Raw genomic sequence first — 20,086 nt, 5'->3', positions numbered from 1 at the left:
CCTCGAAGCGAGTCGAAGACGAGCGACCTCATCGCTCAAAGCGACGGAGTCGCGACCTCTTACAGATCCACCACTTCCGTCCAGCCGAACGGGTCTTCCGCTTCACCGAACTGGATTGCAGTGTACTTCGTGAAGAGTTCCGTGCAGACCGGGCCCGGATTCTTGCCGTCACCGTAGGTGAATTCCTTGCCGGCAACCGGATCCACGATCTTCTTGATCGGGGTAATCACGGCGGCGGTACCGCATTCAGCAGTTTCGGAGAATTCAGCGAGCTCTTCGAACGGAACCTGGCGGCGTTCCACAGTGTAGCCGAGGTATTCAGCCAACTGCTGCAAGCTCTTGTTGGTGATAGACGGCAGAATGGATTCGGACTTCGGGGTCACGTAGGTCTTGCCCTTGATGCCGAAGAAGTTTGCCGGACCGCATTCGTCGATGTACTTCTTTTCCTTCGCGTCCAGATAAATCGTGCTGGAGTAGCCGAGCTTCTTGGCTTCGGCGAGGGACTGGAGGCTAGCAGCGTAGTTACCGCCAACCTTCACCGTACCCGTACCCTGCGGAGCAGCGCGGTCGTAGTTGCGGCTAATCATCATGTCCACCGGCTTGAACCCGTCCTTGAAGTACGGACCCACCGGAGTCACGAACATCATGAGCAGGTATTCGTCGGCAGGCTTCACACCCACTTCCGGGCTCATACCGATGAGGAGCGGACGAATATAGAGTGTTGCACCGTAGCCATACGGCGGCACAAAACGGGCGTTGGCCTTCACCACGGTGTGGACCATTTCGCGGAACAATTCAACAGGCGGCACAGCCATGAGCACGCGGTTAGCCGTGTTCTGCATACGCTTGGCGTTTTCGTCGACGCGGAAGATACGGACCTTGCCGTCCTTGCCCGTGTAAGCCTTGAGGCCTTCAAAACCTTCCTGGCCGTAATGCAAGCAAGTAGCGGCCATGTGGATGCTGATGTCCTTGGAAGAAGACAGTTCGATCTTGCCCCACTGACCATTGCGGTAGTAGCAGCGTACATTGTAATCGGTGTCATAATAACCGAAGGGGAGCGTCTTCCAATCGACAGTGTTCAAATCAACTTGCATAGTATTCACCTTTTTTTGCAATTTGTGCATTTTTAAAGGTATCGTTCGGTACCGAAAGAAAAATACAATTATCGCGACCATTTTGGCACGCTTCAAACGTAAAAAAAGCTATTTTCAGGCCAATGAATCCGTTGTTGCAAAAATCTGTGGATGGCGTTCGCCTTTCTCCGGCCGAGGCGCTGGACATTTTGAAGAACGCCCCGTGGACCGAGGTCACCCAGGCAGCCAACACCGTACGCCACCGGATCAATCCGGGCAACAAGGTGGGCTATACGGCTTTCCGCATCATCAACTACACGAACGTCTGCGAAATCACTTGCAGTTTCTGTAGTTTTTGCAGGCCCGCACACAGTCCCGAAGCCTACGTGCTTAATTTGGACGAAATCCGCCAGAAGACGCTGGAGGCCAAGTCCAAAGGCGCCGACCAGATTTTTTTGCAAGGTGGCGTGAACCAAAACATTCCGCTCAGCTATTATACCGACGTGCTGAAAATGCTCACGCAAGAACTCGGCGTGAAGGTTCGCGGATTTTCGCCGGTGGAACTCGTGCGCATCGCCGAATTCAACGGAATCGCGCTCGACGAACTGCTAGATATTCTTAAAGAGGCGGGTCTGAGCTCTGTGCCGGGTGCCGGCGCCGAGATTCTCTCCGACCGCATGCGCCAAATCCTGAGCCCGAAAAAATTGCCCGCCCAAGTCTGGTGCGACACGCTTGCCGCCTGCCACAAGAAAGGGCTCCCCGGCAGCGCAAACATCGTTTTCGGAAGCGTCGAAACGCCCGAAGAAATCATTGAGCATTTGGATTACGTGCGCAAGACTCAAGATATTGCAAACGGGTTCAAGAGCTTTGTAGTATGGACTTTCCAGCCGCAGACCGACAAGTTCCCCATCCGCCACGTGCGCGGCGATGAATACCTCAAGCTCCTGGCACTTTCGCGCCTGTACCTCGACAACATCCCGCATATCGAAGTTTCGCTCCTCGGCATGGGGCTTTCTTTAGGCGAACTCGGGCTGCACTGCGGCGCCGACGACATCAACAGTATCGTCATCGAAGAAAACGTGCTCCAGAACCACGGCCTCACCAGCATCGAGCAAGCCGAAAATTTCATCAAAAACGCCGGTTTTACCCCCTACCGCCGTAGCCTTAACTTTGATTAAGGTGATCGCCACTTCGATTAAGGCATAAAAAAATACCGATCAGCCTGTTCAGCTAAACCGGTAATCACCAGAGAGAGAAATCTAAAAAAAATAGCCAGGCGGCAAATTAAGCGCGCTTGGCGTACTTCTTGAAGCTCTTGACCAGCAGGGCAGCGAGAATGCAGTACATATTATCCTTCCATCCTTTATTTTCGACGTTTTATCGCCATTTTTTAACAGCGCGCCAAATTTAACAAAAATTTACTAACGCGTCAAGGGGAAAAAGTATATATTCAGCGACTTTTTTCGAAAATTTTATTATCCGGGGCCAGCACATGATGTCGCCTCCCCCATCTCGTGGTCTTTTTCTGTAAAAATTGGTAAATTTGGGGCATGAAACGAATTACCTTATTTTGCCTAGCCGCTGCCCTGTGCGTATCTGCACGGCCGTCCCTGCAAGTGGACCGGGAACGCGTGGAATCGGGCAAGACCTTTGGACTCCAGCTTGTATTCCCTTTAGCAGAACTTCCTGAAAACCGTAGCGATTTGCAGATGGAAACCGCAAACGGATTCACCCTTATGGGAATCGACAGTACCGACCAGGTGATTCGCCCCAGCATGGAAGACATGTTCAATTCGTTCTTCGGTGGCGGAAACCGCGGCGGTTACAAGGCCCGCGTTTATACCTTCAAGCTGAAAGCCCCGAAAAAGACCGGCCGACTCAGCGTCGGACAGATTTACTTGACGATTGACGGACAAAAGCGCAACCTCACCGGCGACGTTCCTATTAGCGTGCAACGCGCCTACACCGACGACGCCCTGGCCGTCAGCCTGACTCCGAGCAAAAAGACCATTTACGAAGGCGAACAGTTCAGCGTGACGCTCGGATTCCATACTTTCGAGCACTTTGAAGGCGGCCTGCAGGCCACCGACATGAACACGGGCGACGATTTTATTGTACACCGTAGCGACCTCGCCAACATGAAGTTCGAACCGGTCGAAGGCGGCCGCCGCGAAATGCAGGCCAGCGCCAAGTTCGCCTGGCTCAGCCCCACCAAGAGCGGCAACCTGCAAATTCCGCCGTTCAAGTTCAAGTACACCAAACGCGGCGAGCCCAAGGTGGTCGAAGAGAAAAAGCAAATGGGCGGCATGTCGTTCCATGCGCAGTCGATCCGCCAGGAATCTGTCGAAACCGAAACGCAGACACCCTCTATCAATATTACAGTAAAGCCGCTGCCTACCGAAGGCAAGCCCGCCAACTTTAGCGGTATGGTCGGTAGCTACACCTTTAACGCAGACTTCGACCGCACTAATTTAAAGGTCGGCGAAGCGATGACGTTGACCATCAACATCAAGGGTGACGGCCTACCGGGCTCCATTACCGACCCCAAGCTCCCCGACTTTGGCGAATTCCGCTCGGTGCCGCCTGAAAACGAAATCAACAAGAAGGTTGTCGGCAACAAAGTGGTGACCACCAAGAACATTCGCGTGTTCCTGTACCCCAAAAAGAAGGGCGAATTCACCATTCCTGAAATCACCTACTCTTGGTTCAACCCGAGCAAAAAGGTTTACGAAACTGCCAAGGCTGGCCCCTGGAACGTCGTTGTGGAAAAAGGTGACGCCTCTGCAGAGGCTATCTTCCAGGCACCGGTCGCCCAAGGCCCCGCCGCCGTGCAGAAGCAAGAAATCGAATCTCTGGGTAGCGACATCCGCTTTATCCACAAGGTCCGCGACACCGCCAACAACACCGCCCCCTACAAGAGCATTGTTTACTGGGTGATTTTTGCAGCCGCGATTCCGTTCTACCTGATAGTCACCTTTGCCGTGCGCAGCCGCCGCAAGCACAACAGCGACGCCGCCCTCGTGCGCAAGGGCAAGGCCAACAAGATGCTCAAGGCTCGTTTTGCCAACGCCCGCGAAGCCTTAAAGAAGGGCGACGCCAAGGCGCTTTACGCCGCCCTGGAAAATGGCTTGATTGATTACCTGAGCGACAAGACCAACCTGGAATTCAAGGGCATGACCCGCCCGCAAATGAAGGAAGAACTCGCAAAGCTCGGAATCAAGGCCGAAACGATTGACGCCATTGACAACTGGCTTGAAAAGTGCGCATTCGCCCGATTCGCTCCGGTAAACCCGACGAAGGACGAACAGCAGAAAATGCTCGAAGACGTCGAAAAACTGTGCGAAGGATTGAAGGTATAATATGAAACTGAAAGTATTTATCTTTTTCGCCATGATGGTCGCTTTGGCGACGGGCTGTTTTGCAATAGATCATTGCAACGGGATTGAATCCGGCGTCGTATATTATAATGAAGGCGAATTTGACCGCGCTATCGACGAATGGCGAACCTGCGAGGACTACGGAGTCAAAAATTCCGACCTGTATTACAACTTAGGGAACGCCTACTTCAGAAGCGGCAAGCTCGGCTTTGCCATTTATTACTACAAGACGGCCCTGCGCCTTGATCCCAACAACGACGACATTATTCACAACCTCAAGTACGCGCAGGCCATGACCCGCGACAAGGTGGAAGAAGACGGCGAAGAAAACCCGCTTCTCTCCGACCTTTTCAAGGCCCACCATGCGCTGTCTTTAAGGACTCAAATGTGGGTGTTGCTCGGGATCTTCTGGGCGATCGCGTTGCTTGCCATCGCAAGGCGTATCAGCCGTAGCGGTAGGGCAAAGAACGTGCTGATTGGCGCCATGTTCGCGCTGTCTAGCGTATTCTGCATTATCGCCATGAGCGCCGGCTACAAGGTCTTTGTAGCCGAAACCGACATCGAAGGCGTCGTGACCGCCAAGGATGCCGACGTGACCAGCGCCCCGAACAACAAGTCACAAACGCTGAACACGCTTTCTGAAGGCACCACGTTCGAAGTGCTTTCGGAACAGGGCGGGTTCGCCGAAATCCGTCTCGGTGAAAAAATCCGCGGTTTCGTCAAGACGAGCGACGTCGGAATCGTGAAATAAAACAGCGCCTCGGGCCGATGAAACGTCGCCAGAAAAAACGTCTTCCAATGAACCGCTCGCAGATGATGCAGGCGGTTCATTCCGTAGATACGAAACCAGAAATTTTGGTACGCCGGGCTCTTTTTAAAGCGGGGCTGCGCTACAGACTCCACCGCCGCGATTTGCCAGGCACGCCTGACCTGTATATTCTTAAATACGGAGCGGTCATCTTTATCAACGGTTGTTTCTGGCACCAGCACGGCTGCAAGTTCACGAGCCGCCCCAAAAGCAACCCTGAATTCTGGAACGAAAAATTCACGAATAATGTCGTGCGCGACATCAAGACGAACTGGAAACTTTCGCTACAAGGCTACCGCGTCGCGACCGTTTGGGAATGCTCCATCAAGAACGATTTCGACCGCACGATTGAGCGTCTCAAGGCTTTTATCAAGAGCGACGAAGAAAGCATCGAGATTTGAACCACGGGTCGGGAAAAAGACTATCTTTCTTGTTGATTTTGAAAGGTTTTAAAATGCACATTCTCGAAAAGATCAGTGAATTCGTTGGAAAGTGGATGGCCGTTGTCGTCTTGGCCATTGCGGCGCTCTCGTTGTTCCTGCCGAAATCGACGCTCTGGATTGAACTTTCGTGGGTGAATTACCTGCTGATGGTCGTGATGTTCGGCATGGGGCTTACGCTCAAATTGAGCGACTTTGCGCTTGTATTTGCACGACCGAAGGAAATCACCATCGGGTGTGCGGCGCAGTTTATCGTGATGCCGGCACTCGCGTTCGCACTCTCCAAAATTTTCGGACTCGATGCCGCGCTGATGGCGGGCGTCGTTCTCGTAGGTACGTGCCCGGGCGGAACTTCCAGCAATGTCATTACATACCTTTCGAAAGGCGATGTGGCGCTTTCTGTAGGCATGACCAGCGTGAATACGCTCATCGCGCCCGTGCTGACTCCGGCAATTACATATTTGCTGCTTCGCACCACCGTGAACGTGGACGTGATGGCGATGTTCCTTTCCATCGTGAAGGTCGTCATCGTGCCGATTGCACTCGGGTTTGTCATCAATAAGTTCTTCGGCAAATGGACTGCCCGCGCTGTGAAGGTGTTACCGCTCGTTTCCGTGATTGCGATTGCGATGATTGTGGCTGCAGTTGTCTCGCACAATGCCGCGAAGATTCTCTCCACGGGCGCTATCGTGTTTGCCGTGGTGATTCTACACAACCTGCTCGGCTACGGCTGCGGTTTTGGCCTCGGCAAGTTGCTAAAATTCTCGACACCCAAGACAAAGGCTCTCTCTATCGAAATCGGCATGCAAAATTCTGGCCTTGCCACAAGCCTTGCAGCAACAGCGTTCTCGGGCCTCGCCATGGCGACTGTTCCCGGCGCCATCTTCTCCGTGTGGCACAACATCTCCGGCGCGATACTCGCGAACGTTTATCGCCGAAAGGAATAAAAAGATTTCGCAGAGAATAAACGCCGCGCCCATCCTCTGTCATCCTGGAGCCGCGTAGCGGCGATAGGATCCAATAAGCATCTCCAGCATAATTATGACCATTGAATACAAAAACACCCACGATTTTTCTGAACAAGATTTAAAAGACCTCTTCCTCTCCGTTGAATGGTCCTCGGGGCATTTCCCCGACAAACTCGTAGTCGCGATGAAGAATTTCAAGACCGTCATCTCGGCCTGGGACGGCGATAAGCTTGTCGGCATGATCTGCGCCATGGACGATGGTATCATGAATGCCTACGTGCATTACCTGCTCATACGCCCCGAATACCAGGGCCAAAGCATCGGCAAGGAACTCGTGGAACGCGTCAAGGAAATCTACAAGGATTACCTCCGCATCGTCGTGGTCGCCTACAACGAAGAACTCTCCTTCTACGAGCATTGCGGCTTCAAGAAGGCCGATGACGCAAGCGCTATGTTTATCACAAGTCTGTGGACGTAAGGATTAAGTCAACTACAACCACTATTGTTCACCGTATTTTTTTCCGATTAATCACTGATTAATCAGTGATTAATCATTTCTTCAAAAATTCAAGCCTTTGTTTTTCGCTCAAAAAAACCATTTTTCCATTTGGCACATTTTTTGCAAATAGAAGGAGAAGCACAAGAGCAATCAAAAGGGTGTTGACAATGGCAATGATAAAATTTATCTTTAGGGTATTAGGGTCAAGAGTGCTGCCTTTATGCGGTGCGTCGAGTTATCTCGCTTGGCTCTCTTCTTTTTTATGGGGGAAAAATGCATCTGTTATACGCAGATGATTCTGGCGTGGTGTCAGACCCCAATACAAAATATAGTGTTTTGGCTGGGTTTGCAACTTTCGAAAGTCAAACTTATTGGATCCAAAAGGCTATAGATTCCATCATGGAAAAACACCTTGGGCGAACTGATATAGAACTGCACGCCAGTCCCATAAGAAGCGGAAAAGGCTTTTGGCGCAGTATTCCAAAGGCAACAAGAGAGTCCTTCTTAACGGATTGCCTTTCCTACATCAAAGCAAATTATCCTCGTCAATTTATTTTATTCGGCGCAATCGTCAACAACAAACACGAATGCGTCTCGGAAGAACTTTTTTCTCAATTGACAAGCCGTTTTGACAAGTTCCTAAAAAGAAAATTCATAAAACATAACGAATCCGCAAGAGGATTATGCATCTTTGACAAAACAAAGATGGAAAACCAATATCAGAATTGGTCAAGAATTTACCAAACGCTCGGAAACCGTTGGAATGAAAAACTGAATAACTTTGCAGAGGTTCCCTTATTTTTAGATTCATCCATATCACGATCCATACAACTAGCCGATTTAATAGCATTTTCTCTATATCGAAATTTTGAACATTCCGACGACACTTATTATTCCATCATCAAAGACTGCTTTGACAAAGAGAAGAATCAAATACATGGACTTTATATTGCTGAATAATTACAGGCCCACCAAAGCCCCATATACACCTCTTGACAATATGTATCCGATTAGATACATTATGTATATACACAAACACTTAGACATTGCCGAATACCTCGACAACGAGGAAATCGTCGCCGAATATTTGAACTTGGTCAGCGAATCGGATGACCCCGCGCTGTTTCTCCGTGCCATCAGACACACCGCGAGACGCGTTTTGAAACCATTTTCAAGGTGCTAAACGCCATGGGAATCCAAATGACGCTTGTCCCTCGATTCGTAATGGTCTGCGGCTTTACCCTGAGCCAAATAGACCTAGTTGAACAAAGAACCTGTATTTAAAATCTTCGGCGAAGTTCTTTTCAAAACGGATTCCCGTGTCTAGGAAATATCCTGTTGTTCCTCTAGAGGGTTTCATTGAAAATCGTAAACTTAAATCGTTTGTGTAGATAAAACTATGTGTGTGAAAGCCTTCTTGAATCACATGAGTCGTAAAATGGTTTTGGTCGTTAATACCAAGCCATGAACCCGGTACAAGGGGGATGTAAACCATTCCGCACCAGATAAAGAGTGGTGCCAAAACCAAAATGCCAGGGCCATCTGATTCGGAACCCGTTATTTTCCTAGCAACGGCATCAATTCCATTGAAAAGAAACCATCCTCCTGCGGCAAACAGGGCGTCATCGGAAGCTCCGAAATCGTCAACCCTTAAATGGAGGGGCTCGTATCCGACATGGATACTATATCCATCTGTAATATTGATTGGTAAAACGTCAAGAAAAGTAAAAATGGAAAAGTCAAATACATCAGGTGTCACATAGCCGGCACTAAAACCAAGAGCTCTGGGCATGTAACGCTCGTTATGATGTTCGAGCATTTTGTCCAATTGTTCTTCTTCTTTCGAGGCGTTTATTTCTTGGGCCATGACATTACTGCAAAAGCAAAGAATGACAATGCATACAATTCGCAGCAAGAATCGTTGAGTATGTTTGTGAAGCAATGCCATGCATTTAAATATAACAATGGAATTGGGGTTTTAGGGCCCTGCACGGTTGCCGCGACGCTTGCCTTTAGCTACATTTGCGCGCACCGCCAGATGTCGTATTTCTGGGGAACCGGGCGAGAACCGCCCACAAAAAGGATTATTTATGTCTCAAATCGAACTCACCTTCCCCGATGGCTCCGTACGTTCCGTAGCATCGGGCACCACCGGCCTCGAAATTGCGAAGGGCATTTCCGAAGGTCTTGCACGCAAGGCGCTTGGCGTCAAACTCGGCGATAAGGTCCTCGACCTCACGCGACCGCTCACCGAGAGCGGCACCATCAAGATTATCACGCCGAGCAACGACGACCCGGATGCTCTGATGCTCCTGCGTCACAGCTGCAGCCACGTGCTTGCCGAAGCCATCTGCGACCTGTTCCCGGGCACCAAGCTCGCTTACGGTCCGGCTATCGAAAAGGGTTTCTACTACGATTTGATGACACCGACCCCGATCCAGCAGTCGGATTTCGAGCGCATCGAAAAGCGCATGAAGGAAATCATCAAGGAAGACCGTCCGTTTACCCGTTGCGAAGTCAGTGCCGCCGATGGCCTGAAGCGCACCGAGGGCGACAAGTACAAGACGGACAACGCTGAACGCGCTCTCGCCCGCGAAGGTAGCGACGGCACTCTCAGCTTCTACGTGACTGGCGAACCGGGCAAGAACTTTGAAGACCTCTGTGCCGGCCCCCACGTGCCTTCTACCGGCAAGCTCAAGAATTTCAAGGTGCTCTCGATGTCGGGCGCTTACTGGCATGGCGACCAGAACTCTGACCAGCTGACCCGCGTGTACGGCACCTGCTTTGCCGACAAGGAAGGTCTCGAAACATACCTGAAGTTCCTGGAAGAGGCCGAAAAGCGCGACCACCGCAAGATCGGCAAGGAAATGGACCTTTACCATATCGAAGACCATTCTCCGGGCATGGTGTTCTGGCATCCGAAGGGCACCAAGATGGTGAACGCCCTCAAGGACTACATCCGCGGTAAGATTGACCGTCGTGGCTACCTCGAAGTGATCACGCCGGAAATCGTGAACAAGACTTTGTGGATCAAGTCCGGCCACGCCGACAAGTACAACGAGAACATGTTCAAGACGCTGGCGGGCGACGTGGAAATGGCCGTGAAGCCGATGAACTGCCCCTGCCACATCCAGATTTTCAACACCGGGCTCCGCAGCTGGCGCGACCTTCCGATGCGCCTTGCCGAATTCGGTAAGTGCCACCGTTACGAACCTGCCGGTACCATGCACGGCCTGATGCGTGTGCGCGGCTTTGTGCAGGATGACGCTCACATCTTCTGTACCGAAGACCAGATTGCAAGCGAAGTGGCCGACTTCTGCGCTCTCGTCAAGGAAATCTACCACGACTTCGGTTTTGACGATATCGTGGTGAAGTTCTCCACCCGCCCGGAAAAGCGCGTGGGTTCCGACGAAATTTGGGACAAGGCTGAAGCCGCTCTCGCCGAAGCCACGAAGCTCGCCGGCCTCGACTACATCTTGAACCCGGGCGAAGGTGCCTTCTATGGCCCGAAGCTGGAATTCACGCTGAAGGACAGCCTCGGTCGTGACTGGCAGTGCGGTACCATCCAGGTGGACTTCAACTTGCCGCAGCGTCTCGGCGCCGAGTATGTCGGCAAGGACAACCAGAAGCACATTCCGGTGATGTTGCACCGTGCAGCAGTCGGTTCCATCGAACGCTTCCTCGGTATTCTTATCGAAGAATTCATGGGCGATTTCCCGCTGTGGCTCGCTCCGGTTCAGGCCCGCGTGCTCCCGATTTCCGAGAAGTTCGTTGACTATGCAAAGCAGGTCGAGAAGGAACTCGTGAACGCCGGCGTCCGCGTGGAAGTCGACGAATCCAACGAAAAGCTCGGCTACAAGATCCGCCAGTGCGAATTGCAGAAAGTGCCGTACCTCCTGATCGTCGGCGAGAAGGAAGTTGCCGATGGTGTTGTCTCTGTTCGCCGCCGTAAAGAAGGGGACAAGGGCAGCATGAAGATCGCTGACTTCCTCAAGATGACGGAAGAAGACCGCAAGGTTGTTCGCTAAGGTCTCTACCTTAAAGAGATTCCCGGTCTAGCCGGGAATGACATTTTGAAAAACGCAGACTCGATTGAGCCTGCGTTTTTTTTATTCCGTCGTGTATTCGTCGAGCATCTGCGCAATTTCTTCGCGGGAATTGAACATGATGACATCGAGTATCGAAAGCCCGGGGACAAAGTTTTTCCCGAACTGCTTGTACTCGCGGCAATGCGAATGGATAAACTTCAACTCGATTCCGTGCTCCGCAAATTCATCTTTCTTGTACAGGGACTGTCCGCCAATCGGGTTGACATAAGTCGCTGCGCCAAGCCTGTCGCAAAAATCAAAAACCCTATGCTCGCGTTTGAATCGGCAATTGCCCTCGATCTGCGACGTGAACATCATTTTCGTCTTGATTCCAAGATATTCGCGGACGATTTCAATGGAGTTCACCAGAAACGCCGTCAGGTTCGTTTCTTCGCACGAAAAAATCCGTTCCATCAATTCGTAGCCCCTTTCAAAGAAAGGCGCCGAACGGTAGCAATGGTAAAGTTCTTTCAGCTTTCTGGCAAAATCATCCCGCAATAGTTCCGTTTGGTTAATCAAACGATGGCAACTGATATCGTTAATCTCTAGCCCGAAATAGGCCGGCTTTCCCTGTCGCAAGATTCTGTTGCGTTGCACCCACCCGCGCGTGATAAAAGCGTAATCGTCGCCGATTAGGAATAAATCGCACGCCTTCATCAACTGCCAATAGGCAATGTAGGGTATAAAGTAAGGCTGGTTCCCGGCAATAATCACAGCAAGTCTCCATGCGCATAAAGGCTTGCGCAATCCGTAGCGACAGCGCATGCCTTTCGGTCGTCGACTTTATTGGTCACCGGGCAGCTAGAGGTACGGAACAAGCCCGAATCGTAAAACCTGTCATCGACGCAGAGCATCATGCCGCAAACATAGTCGTCAAAGGGAGTCCCTTCCCAGACAGTATGGAATTTACGCTGCTGCAAAAAAGGCTGCATAATCATGTCCTTGACCGCGCCAGAATCAAAAAGGTTCTTCCATTCCTCTTCGGAGGTCAGCGGGCCCGCAAAAACCTTTTCGCTTTTTCCAAGGCAGTAATGTTTGAGAATATAGCGGTCCTTGTGCGCATAGGCATCGGCAAGTGCAGACGCGGCCCCCGATTCCGCGCAGACAAAAGTCTCGATGGAATGCTCGCGAATGAACGCAGCCTCTTCTTTCGTCAAAAAACGATCGGTAAAATCGTCTTCAAACCACAACCTCATAAAGCGCTTGTCATGCGCCAAGAAGATAGTCCGGAAATCGTTGTACATTCCAGAATCAATCATCGCTTTGACGGTTTCCATGGAATAACTGAGAATATCGTTCTGGTTCAATGCGCTGATGACAAAATTGCCTTTCCAGTTGTCGATATTCGGTTCGACTTCGTTCGCCTCGTAAATCGTAACGCTCTTGCCCATGCGTTCGTAAAAAGCCTTGTAGAGCGCGATTTCAGAAGTCTTGTCGGAGCTTTTCAAGACGAAGATTTTTCGCTTGTCGCCGACAATTTCGAGCATGTAGCGGATCATCTCTTCAAAACGGCTTTCGCGGTGCGTCCCCGGGAACTTGGCGACAAACTTGTCCGCCGCCGCTTCGGAATAGTACGACATGAAAATCCCGTGAGCGAAAAAGCGCGAGGTGATTTCGCACAGTTTCAGTCTGCCGTCTTCGGTAATTAGATAATCGGGCCGGTACGCGCCCGCCTTGAACGGATAGCGGTTCTGGCAAGCCAGGATTTCCATTTCTTTGGGAGAAAGTGGCATGTACTTGTCGACGAATTCAGCGTAATGGTACGCCATATATTCGACGCACTTGTACAAAACGCGGTGCATTTCGCGAATCTCGGCCGTACGTTCAGGCGTAATGATAATGGGCCGCTCGTGGTACCAGCGGTGATAATAGTCTTCCCTGTCGGAGTATAGTTCTCGACAAACTTGAGAGCACGTCTTGTCCATGGTTGCCTCTATTTGGCAAAAAGCTTAGACTGGTAACCGAGACACTGGAAACCGTTGGCATTGACGATGGGAATCAACGTGTTCGGGATGCGCAATTGCTTGCGGACCCAGAAACAGATACTGGTCGTCATGCCGAGCTTTTGCGTGTACGCCATCATCTTTTCGATGCTCTTGATGCACAAATCCCTTTCCGGAGCGGTACGGCCGCGTTGTTTGCGGTGGTCGGCGTTGTCGGGCTTGATATAAATCTCGTAGAGTTCGCGCTCCAGGTTCTTATCGAAGTGTCCGAGCCATTGTCCGAGCATGGCAAGGTTTTCCATGCATGCTGTCAAGAATTCCGGCTTGTAATTGACGATTCCCGCCGCATGCAACTTATCGAAAAAATCCTTGATATGTTCGTCGGTGAGGTACGGCATCACAATGGGCTGAATCAGCGCGGAATTCGCCTGGATGCCGCGTTCCTGGCAAAGCTTGACAGACTGCAGGCGTTCTTCAATCGGGGCGGCGTAAGGTTCCAGCAGGTCGCGGAATTCCTTGGGCATAATCGAGACGCTCGTGTTGAACTGCATTTTGCCCTTGAGCTTTTCAAACAAGTCCAGAATGGTTTCGCCTTCGTACTCGTAAAGCAAATGCTTGGGGCCGGACTTTGAAGCAATGAAGAGCCTGGCGTTGGAATCCGGATACTTTTCAAAGTGCGCAATGAATTCTTTGAGAATGCGGTGAGCAATCCCCGTCTGCACCGTCGGTTCCTGGAAGGCTTCCGTCTTGGGCGAGAAATAGTAATAATGGTTCCAGTTCTTGCCACGGCTAATTTCGACAATCTTCGATTCAATTTCTTTCTTACGTTCAGGAGCCTCTTCGATGGCCGTCGCCAAATCCTGCAGCAAGACATTCTTCTTGTGAATATCTTCTTCCGTCACGGGGCGTGTCGGCGTCCCATTCATTTCTTCCAGTAGTTTGCGCACGTACAGGTGGTAATTTTCATACGCCACCAAGTGCTGTTCATGAACGCCATCGGTTACCAAGCAATACTGGCAGCCCACATTGCAACCGCGAATAGGGTTGATTTCAAAGGTAAGCGTAGGGCAACGGCCTGTATAGTTGTGAATTTCCGTTTCAACCTTATCCGGATCGATATTTTCAATCGTCAACTTCGAAACAGGAATAACCGTTCGGTTCTGGACTCGTTCCATAAAGAGCTTGGAACCCTTGATAAGCCCTTGCAGGGTTGCTTCGGAAGGTTGCGCCGTTACTCCGAGATTGCGGAGATATTCGGCATCGACAATTTGCGGGACAAAACCTTCAAGGTTGTAAACATTCGTATCGTGAGAATAAAAGTTTTTCAAATCCATGGCATAAATATACTTTGTTTGAATAAAACAGACCAGTAAGGATGTCCGCAGATTCACCATTCCGCAAAAATAGGTGCCCAACATCACCAATTCCATTGAACACTATAATGCATATAGCCACGATTTAGTTACATTTCGCTTGATGTTTTCGCTCACTAAAATTGCACCGTTCATCCTTGCCGGCATATGCCTGTGGTGTTTCGGATGTTCCTTCCCTGTACGTACGGGGTATGACCGAAGCATCGGAGACTACAAGAGCGTACCACCGAGCGAAACAGCCTCGTCTTCTAGACAAGAAAAACCGGTTGAAGAGCCGCAGACCACAGAGCAAACGACCGCCTCGCAAGATTCCTCGAAGCACATGAACTCCGCCGAAAAGGCGCGTGCGGCCATCACCAAAAAGGAAGCCGCCAAGGCCGCCAGAAGGGCGACCCCTCGCGGGGACTTGGAAAATTACGCCAGACAATGGATGGGCGCCAAGTATGTGTACGGCAAGGCGACAAAGACAAAGACAGACTGCTCCGGTTTTGTCATGCAAGTTTACAAAGGCTATTACAACATCGCACTAGACCACAGTGCTTCCAAGATGTACAAGGACAGCCGAGGAAAATCCGTAAGCCGAGGCGGACTCAAAGAAGGCGACCTCGTGTTTTTCGGAAGCCTCTGGAAGATTGACCACGTGGGCATTTACTTGAACGGAAACCGGTTCATTCACGCAAGTACCAAGAACGGCGTGATGATTTCGCCCATGCAGGACAAGTATTGGGGCCACAAGTACCAAGGCGCGAGAAGATTCAAATAACAATGAGAAATGTGTAATGTGAGATGTGTGATGCTCGCATACTGACGACCTCTTACGATTAACTATATTTTCTCATATGAAAAAAATTGCATTCCAAGGCCGCAAGGGCGCTTATAGCGATTGCGCCGCCCATTACCTGTTTGGTGAAGATATCGAAACGCTCCCGATGGACACTTTCGAAGAAATCTACCAGGCGATTGAAACCGGTGAAGCCGACGGCGGTGCCATTCCTATCGAAAACTCGACCGCAGGCTCCATCGAAGCGAACTACGATTTGCTCTACAAGTGGCGTCACCGCATTGTGGGCGAAGTCATGCTGCGCATCGAGCACACCTTGTGCGTGATGCCAGGCGTCAAGCTGGGCGACCTCAAGCGCGTTTACAGCCACCCGCAGGCTCTTGCACAATGCTCCAAGTTCTTCGCCGAAAACCCGCAGATCAAGGCGGTTCCGGCATTCGATACCGCAGGCTCTGCCGAAGAGCTCGCTGCTCGCAAGGCTAAAGACGAAGGCGCCATCGCTAGCGCCTACGCCGCAAAGATTTACAACCTGGATATTCTGAAAGCCGGCCTCGAAAACTTGAAGGGCACGAACTTCACGCGTTTTTACGGAATCCAAAAGGTTCCCGCCGCTTTCGACACCGTGGAAGGCGCCAAGACCACCATGCTGTTCGAACTTGCCGACAACAACGCAGTGGGCGCTCTTTACAACGCCCTCGGTTGCTTTGCGAAGCGAGGCATCAACTTGACCCGTTGCGAAAGCAGACCGCATCCGGACAAGCCTTGGGAATACATTTTCCACGTGTCTTTTGAAGCAAACGTGAATGAAGAACGCGCCCAGGCCGCTCTTGCCGAGCTCAAGAATTACACGAACAACATGTACATTCTGGGCACCTTCAAGAAAGGCGTGATTGAAACTTTGAAATATTAAGAGGACGAAAATGGCTTACGAACGTACCGACAGAAAGTTTGACGAATACCGCAACCTCAAAATGACCACGGGCTTTATTTCGAGCGCCGACGGTTCCGTTCTGATTGAAATGGGTCGTACCCGCGTTATCTGTAACGCAACACTCCTCCCGAAGGTTCCTGATTGGCTCGCCGGCAAAGGCACCGGCTGGATTACGGCAGAATACAGCCTGCTCCCGCAGAGTACGGGCAAGCGTGTGGAACGCGAGCGCAAGGGCGCGAGCGGCCGTACGCAAGAAATCCAGCGCCTGGTGGGCCGCTCGCTGCGCGGCGCAGCCGACCTGGCCGCCCTCGGTGAAAACGCTATCGTGGTCGACTGCGACGTGATCGAAGCCGACGGTGGCACTCGTACCGCAAGCATTATCGGCGGCTTCGTGGCCCTTGCGCTCGCTCTCAAGAAAATCAAAGAACGCCTCGGCATTACCGCCCAGATTCTGCAGCACGGCATTACGGCAATTTCCGTCGGCGTTGTCGCAGGCAAGCCGCTCTGCGATCTCTGCTATGTGGAAGACTCCGCAGCCGATGTTGACATGAACGTGGTGATGCAAGACGCCAAGAATTTCATCGAAGTCCAGGGCACCGGCGAGCACGCCAGTTTTGACCGCAACATGCTCAACACGCTCCTTGACCTCGGCGAAAACGCCTGCAAGGACATCTATAAGAAGCAGATGGAATTGATCGGCGGCGAGTTGCCGTAGCTCGGCTCTATCGCATTCATATTAAAAAGCCTGGTTTTTACACCAGGCTTTTTTCAATTGTCCGCAATTCAATTAGTAACGGATCTTGCCTTCGGCGACCTTGCGCAGGTGCTGGCCGTAAGGAGACTTTCCGTACTTGGCGGCAGATTCCAGGAGTTTTTCCTTGGTAATCCAGCCGTTGATGTAGGCGATTTCTTCGACTGCAGAAATCTGGATACCCTGGCGTTTTTCCACCATCTTCACGAACTCGCCCGCTTCGATCAGGCTGTCCATGGTTCCGGTATCAAGCCAGGCAAAACCTCGGCCCAAGAGTTTCACGTCGAGTTCGCCCTTGTCCAAATACACGCGGTTCAAGTCCGTAATTTCAAGTTCGCCACGGGCGCTCGGCTTCTGGGCCTTGGCAAAGCCCGACACGCGATTGTCGTAGAAATAAAGTCCGGTAATGGCGTAGTTGCTCTTGGGTTCCTTCGGCTTTTCTTCCACCGAAATCACCTTGCCCGATTCGTCAAATTCCACCACGCCAAAGCGTTCCGGGTCTTCCACATAGTAACCGAACACGCTGGCGCGGCCATTCTGTTCGGCATTCTTCACGGCCGCCTTCAGGAGCGGGCTAAAGCCGTTACCGTAGAAGATGTTGTCGCCAAGCACCATGGCGCAGCAATCGTTGCCGATAAATTCTTCGCCCAGAATAAAGGCCTGGGCAAGACCATCGGGGCTCGGCTGCACCTTGTAGCTCAAGTTCAGGCCCATCGAGGAACCGTCACCGAGCAGGCGTTCAAAGTTCGGCAAGTCCGTCGGAGTCGAAATAATCAAGATGTCGCGAATGCCCGCAAGCATGAGCGTCGAAAGCGGGTAGTAGATCATGGGCTTGTCGTAAACAGGCAACAGCTGCTTACTGGTCACCATGGTCAGCGGGTAGAGTCTGGTACCGGAGCCTCCGGCGAGCACGATTCCTTTCATTAGTACTTCCCGTATTTGTAGCCATACCCTTCAGTGCGGCTGTGTTCATACTTGTTGATTACGATCGACGCATGGGCGCTGGAATTGCCCTTGAGGATCTGCGCCATACCATCCTTGATTGCTTCGATAGAATGCTTGTTGTATTCGATCACCATCACGATCTGGGCGGCAACGCGGCAAGCGAGAGCAGCGTCCGTCACCAGCATAATCGGCGGAGTATCGACAATCACGAGATCATAGCTATTCTTGAATTCTTCAATCAGTTCGGCGTAGTGCTTGGAGCCGAGCAATTCAGCCGGGTTCGCCGGAACATTGCCGCAAGGCACCACGAACAGGTTTTCGACTTCCGTCTTGTGGATGACATCTTCAACCTTCACTTCGCGCAACAGAACCTGGGAAAGTCCATTGCCACGCTTAATGCCGAATTCCTTGTGGAGTCTACCCTTACGAAGGTCCGCATCGATCAGCAGCACTCTCTTGCCAAGGCCCGCAAACAACGCAGCCAGGTTCACCGAGATAAAGCTCTTGCCCACGCCCGGAATCAAGCCGCTCACGCCCACCACGGAGCCGCCTTCGTCCATCATGGAGAATTCCAGAGAAGAACGGAGGGCACGCAGAGATTCCACCGCGACATCGTCCGGTTCCACCACTGCAAGCGGCCTTGTACCCTTGGTTCCCTTGGGGTTGCCCTTAGGTACCTTGGCGTAAACGGTATAGCCCGTTTCCTTTTCGATGAACGAAGCGCTCTTCACGCCGCTGCTGAACTTCGACTTGATCGACACCAACATGGCGCCAAGCAAGAATCCGAGGAACAGGGCCATGCAAAGAATCACGCGCTTCTTGGGTTTCGCAGGCTTGGTCACCTGTTCAGCAAAGTCCACGACGCGCACAGAGCCAACTTCGCCGGCAGACACCAGGCGCAATTGCTGGATATTGTTCAGCAAGGAGGTGTACATGACCTTGGTCAATTCCACTTCGTTCTGGAGTTTAAGTACTTCTTGCTGGGTAGCAGGCAGTTTCTTCACTTCGCTAGAGGTACCAGCCAACTCGCGACGCAGGGCGTTTTCCTGGTCTTCCAGAGTCTTCACCGTCGGGTGTTCGGAATGGAACAGACGAATGGCTTCTTGCTTCTTCTGCTGCAGCGAAAGGATATCCTGTTGCAGTCGCATACGGCGCTGGAGTACCAACTGCGTTTCAGCGTTAATATCCACCGAGCCCACCTGATTGCGGTAGGTATTCAAGTTCAAGAGAGACGAATCCATCTGGGCCTTGACATCGGGCAACTGCTTTTCCAAAAATTCAAGAGTCTTCTGCGCTTCGGCGTTGCGTTCTTCCACATTCTGGCGCAAGTAAGAAGACGCCACCTCGTTCAGAATTTCAACAGCGCGGTCTGCATAAATGTCCTGGTACGAAAATTCAAGAATTCCCGTCTTCTTGCCTTTTTCCTTGACGTCAAAGGCAGAGCGGAACAGGCCAATGGCATCCAAGCGTTTCAGCTTGGACACGGCAAAGCGCTGTCCTTCGCGGACTTCAGCCTTGAAAATGCCGAAAGCAGCCGAATCGCCCGCATACTCAAAATGATAAGTCTGGCCCACCGCACCCGAAAGCACCAGGCTATCCTTATAGTCATAAAGATTAAAGTTGCCCAAGGAATCCCTCATTTCAAGGAACCAGGGCTCATCGCGGAAATCGGTCGGAAGCAATTCCTTATTGTAGCTAAAGTTCATCAAGTCGACGCGGCCTTCCTTATGCAGCAAGCGGTCCAGCTTGTTCAAAGGTTCGGCAACCAGGTCAAGGCGCATCTTTTCGACGGCAGAGCCCATCACCTGACGGCTCTTGATGAGTTCCATTTCGGTTTCAGCCGGGCTATTGGTCGCAAAGAGATTTCCAAGTCCGCCCACCAGGCCTGCACTCTTGTTGCTCTTCGCTTCAATCTGCAGCAAGGCATCTACTTGATAAACCGGCCGGATCCATTGGGCGACAAACGCGCCAACCGCACCTGCCAAAAGAATACAAGGTACCATGATGTACCAATTCTTAGCAAGCTCCTTCAAAAATTCACCGAGGTCGGTTTCTTCTTTTTTCTTTGTTGCCATAAATGGAATTCCTTCAGACTCAATACACCTACAA

19 protein-coding genes are annotated in these 20,086 nt (G+C 51.5%); 12 read left to right on the top strand and 7 right to left on the bottom strand.

Annotated elements, in window-relative coordinates; all coding sequences use genetic code 11:
- Positions 1 to 59: 59 nt before the first annotated feature.
- On the bottom strand, positions 60 to 1,124 hold the full coding sequence (locus B7989_RS11280; RefSeq protein ID WP_088628589.1) for a branched-chain amino acid aminotransferase: 1,065 nt from the start codon (positions 1,122 to 1,124) through the stop codon (positions 60 to 62).
- Between the two features lie 92 nt (positions 1,125 to 1,216).
- On the opposite strand from B7989_RS11280, the gene B7989_RS11275 reads away from it, so the two are divergent.
- From B7989_RS11275 to B7989_RS14360, 8 genes are all read left to right on the top strand, one after another.
- Positions 1,217 to 2,251: a CofH family radical SAM protein gene (locus tag B7989_RS11275; RefSeq protein WP_088628588.1), complete on the top strand. Its 1,035-nt coding sequence runs from the start codon at positions 1,217 to 1,219 to the stop codon at positions 2,249 to 2,251.
- Positions 2,252 to 2,623: 372 nt separating this feature from the next.
- The gene (locus B7989_RS11270) at positions 2,624 to 4,432 is read left to right on the top strand and encodes a BatD family protein (RefSeq protein WP_088628587.1); all 1,809 of its coding nucleotides are present in this window, start codon (positions 2,624 to 2,626) and stop codon (positions 4,430 to 4,432) included.
- Between the two features lies 1 nt (position 4,433).
- Positions 4,434 to 5,201, top strand: coding sequence for a tetratricopeptide repeat protein (locus B7989_RS11265; protein WP_088628586.1), 768 nt, complete (start codon positions 4,434 to 4,436; stop codon positions 5,199 to 5,201).
- A 47-nt stretch (positions 5,202 to 5,248) separates the two neighbouring features.
- Complete coding sequence (locus B7989_RS11260; RefSeq protein ID WP_233144389.1) at positions 5,249 to 5,659, top strand: very short patch repair endonuclease; 411 nt, start codon at positions 5,249 to 5,251, stop codon at positions 5,657 to 5,659.
- Between the two features lie 53 nt (positions 5,660 to 5,712).
- Positions 5,713 to 6,645 carry a bile acid:sodium symporter family protein gene (locus tag B7989_RS11255; RefSeq protein WP_088628584.1) on the top strand — a complete coding sequence of 311 codons (933 nt, stop codon included), beginning with the start codon at positions 5,713 to 5,715 and terminating at the stop codon, positions 6,643 to 6,645.
- Between the two features lie 94 nt (positions 6,646 to 6,739).
- Complete coding sequence (locus B7989_RS11250) at positions 6,740 to 7,144, top strand: GNAT family N-acetyltransferase (RefSeq protein WP_088628583.1); 405 nt, start codon at positions 6,740 to 6,742, stop codon at positions 7,142 to 7,144.
- Between the two features lie 294 nt (positions 7,145 to 7,438).
- Positions 7,439 to 8,125, top strand: coding sequence for a DUF3800 domain-containing protein (locus B7989_RS11245; protein WP_088628582.1), 687 nt, complete (start codon positions 7,439 to 7,441; stop codon positions 8,123 to 8,125).
- Positions 8,103 to 8,348, top strand: coding sequence for a DNA-binding protein (locus B7989_RS14360; protein WP_369829059.1), 246 nt, complete (start codon positions 8,103 to 8,105; stop codon positions 8,346 to 8,348). The genes B7989_RS11245 and B7989_RS14360 overlap by 23 nt, the downstream gene beginning before the upstream one ends.
- 54 nt (positions 8,349 to 8,402) lie before the next feature.
- Here B7989_RS14360 and B7989_RS11235 read toward each other — a convergent pair whose 3' ends face one another.
- Positions 8,403 to 9,113 carry a hypothetical protein gene (locus tag B7989_RS11235; protein ID WP_144265041.1) on the bottom strand — a complete coding sequence of 237 codons (711 nt, stop codon included), beginning with the start codon at positions 9,111 to 9,113 and terminating at the stop codon, positions 8,403 to 8,405.
- A gap of 142 nt (positions 9,114 to 9,255) precedes the next feature.
- On the opposite strand from B7989_RS11235, the gene thrS reads away from it, so the two are divergent.
- Positions 9,256 to 11,193, top strand: a complete 1,938-nt coding sequence (gene thrS / locus B7989_RS11230; RefSeq protein WP_088628580.1) for a threonine--tRNA ligase — start codon at positions 9,256 to 9,258, stop codon at positions 11,191 to 11,193.
- 81 nt (positions 11,194 to 11,274) lie between these two features.
- Here thrS and B7989_RS11225 read toward each other — a convergent pair whose 3' ends face one another.
- Genes B7989_RS11225 through B7989_RS11215 form a run of 3 tightly spaced genes read right to left on the bottom strand, consistent with a single transcriptional unit; the run spans position 11,275 to position 14,530 of the window.
- A complete protein-coding gene (locus B7989_RS11225) occupies positions 11,275 to 11,967 on the bottom strand; it encodes a WbqC family protein (RefSeq protein WP_158212905.1) in 693 nt (230 codons plus the stop codon).
- Positions 11,964 to 13,178, bottom strand: a complete 1,215-nt coding sequence (locus tag B7989_RS11220; RefSeq protein WP_088628578.1) for a hypothetical protein — start codon at positions 13,176 to 13,178, stop codon at positions 11,964 to 11,966. Before B7989_RS11220 ends, B7989_RS11225 begins: the two co-directional genes overlap by 4 nt.
- 8 nt (positions 13,179 to 13,186) lie before the next feature.
- On the bottom strand, positions 13,187 to 14,530 hold the full coding sequence (locus tag B7989_RS11215) for a radical SAM protein (RefSeq protein ID WP_158212904.1): 1,344 nt from the start codon (positions 14,528 to 14,530) through the stop codon (positions 13,187 to 13,189).
- 142 nt (positions 14,531 to 14,672) lie between these two features.
- On the opposite strand from B7989_RS11215, the gene B7989_RS11210 reads away from it, so the two are divergent.
- The 3 genes from B7989_RS11210 to rph all read left to right on the top strand — a co-directional run bounded on the left by B7989_RS11210 (position 14,673) and on the right by rph (position 16,996).
- Entirely contained in the window at positions 14,673 to 15,332 is a 660-nt protein-coding gene (locus B7989_RS11210) for a C40 family peptidase (protein ID WP_088628576.1), read from the top strand.
- Between the two features lie 76 nt (positions 15,333 to 15,408).
- On the top strand, positions 15,409 to 16,260 hold the full coding sequence (locus tag B7989_RS11205) for a prephenate dehydratase (protein ID WP_088628575.1): 852 nt from the start codon (positions 15,409 to 15,411) through the stop codon (positions 16,258 to 16,260).
- A 10-nt stretch (positions 16,261 to 16,270) separates the two neighbouring features.
- On the top strand, positions 16,271 to 16,996 hold the full coding sequence (gene rph, locus B7989_RS11200) for a ribonuclease PH (protein WP_088628574.1): 726 nt from the start codon (positions 16,271 to 16,273) through the stop codon (positions 16,994 to 16,996).
- Positions 16,997 to 17,068: 72 nt separating this feature from the next.
- On the opposite strand, the gene rfbA is transcribed toward rph, so the two are convergent.
- Both rfbA and B7989_RS11190 read right to left on the bottom strand, forming a co-directional pair.
- The gene (rfbA, locus tag B7989_RS11195) at positions 17,069 to 17,956 is read right to left on the bottom strand and encodes a glucose-1-phosphate thymidylyltransferase RfbA (protein ID WP_088628573.1); all 888 of its coding nucleotides are present in this window, start codon (positions 17,954 to 17,956) and stop codon (positions 17,069 to 17,071) included.
- On the bottom strand, positions 17,956 to 20,052 hold the full coding sequence (locus B7989_RS11190) for a polysaccharide biosynthesis tyrosine autokinase (protein WP_088628572.1): 2,097 nt from the start codon (positions 20,050 to 20,052) through the stop codon (positions 17,956 to 17,958). Before B7989_RS11190 ends, rfbA begins: the two co-directional genes overlap by 1 nt.
- Positions 20,053 to 20,086 lie beyond the last annotated feature (34 nt).

This window comes from Fibrobacter sp. UWB5 (genome assembly GCF_002210295.1).
GTDB lineage: Bacteria > Fibrobacterota > Fibrobacteria > Fibrobacterales > Fibrobacteraceae > Fibrobacter.
This window is presented reverse-complemented; position numbering and strand designations above follow the sequence as displayed.

Bases quoted from the DNA above. Each gene is read 5' to 3' on its own strand.
- B7989_RS11280 (WP_088628589.1), bottom strand. From the start codon at position 1,124: ATGCACAAATTGCAAAAAAAGGTGAATACTATGCAAGTTGATTTGAAC.
- B7989_RS11275 (WP_088628588.1), top strand. From the start codon at position 1,217: ATGAATCCGTTGTTGCAAAAATCTGTGGATGGCGTTCGCCTTTCTCCG.
- B7989_RS11270 (WP_088628587.1), top strand. From the start codon at position 2,624: ATGAAACGAATTACCTTATTTTGCCTAGCCGCTGCCCTGTGCGTATCT.
- B7989_RS11265 (WP_088628586.1), top strand. From the start codon at position 4,434: ATGAAACTGAAAGTATTTATCTTTTTCGCCATGATGGTCGCTTTGGCG.
- B7989_RS11260 (WP_233144389.1), top strand. From the start codon at position 5,249: ATGAACCGCTCGCAGATGATGCAGGCGGTTCATTCCGTAGATACGAAA.
- B7989_RS11255 (WP_088628584.1), top strand. From the start codon at position 5,713: ATGCACATTCTCGAAAAGATCAGTGAATTCGTTGGAAAGTGGATGGCC.
- B7989_RS11250 (WP_088628583.1), top strand. From the start codon at position 6,740: ATGACCATTGAATACAAAAACACCCACGATTTTTCTGAACAAGATTTA.
- B7989_RS11245 (WP_088628582.1), top strand. From the start codon at position 7,439: ATGCATCTGTTATACGCAGATGATTCTGGCGTGGTGTCAGACCCCAAT.
- B7989_RS14360 (WP_369829059.1), top strand. From the start codon at position 8,103: ATGGACTTTATATTGCTGAATAATTACAGGCCCACCAAAGCCCCATAT.
- B7989_RS11235 (WP_144265041.1), bottom strand. From the start codon at position 9,113: ATGGCATTGCTTCACAAACATACTCAACGATTCTTGCTGCGAATTGTA.
- thrS (WP_088628580.1), top strand. From the start codon at position 9,256: ATGTCTCAAATCGAACTCACCTTCCCCGATGGCTCCGTACGTTCCGTA.
- B7989_RS11220 (WP_088628578.1), bottom strand. From the start codon at position 13,178: ATGGACAAGACGTGCTCTCAAGTTTGTCGAGAACTATACTCCGACAGG.
- B7989_RS11215 (WP_158212904.1), bottom strand. From the start codon at position 14,530: ATGGATTTGAAAAACTTTTATTCTCACGATACGAATGTTTACAACCTT.
- B7989_RS11210 (WP_088628576.1), top strand. From the start codon at position 14,673: ATGTTTTCGCTCACTAAAATTGCACCGTTCATCCTTGCCGGCATATGC.
- B7989_RS11205 (WP_088628575.1), top strand. From the start codon at position 15,409: ATGAAAAAAATTGCATTCCAAGGCCGCAAGGGCGCTTATAGCGATTGC.
- rph (WP_088628574.1), top strand. From the start codon at position 16,271: ATGGCTTACGAACGTACCGACAGAAAGTTTGACGAATACCGCAACCTC.
- rfbA (WP_088628573.1), bottom strand. From the start codon at position 17,956: ATGAAAGGAATCGTGCTCGCCGGAGGCTCCGGTACCAGACTCTACCCG.
- B7989_RS11190 (WP_088628572.1), bottom strand. From the start codon at position 20,052: ATGGCAACAAAGAAAAAAGAAGAAACCGACCTCGGTGAATTTTTGAAG.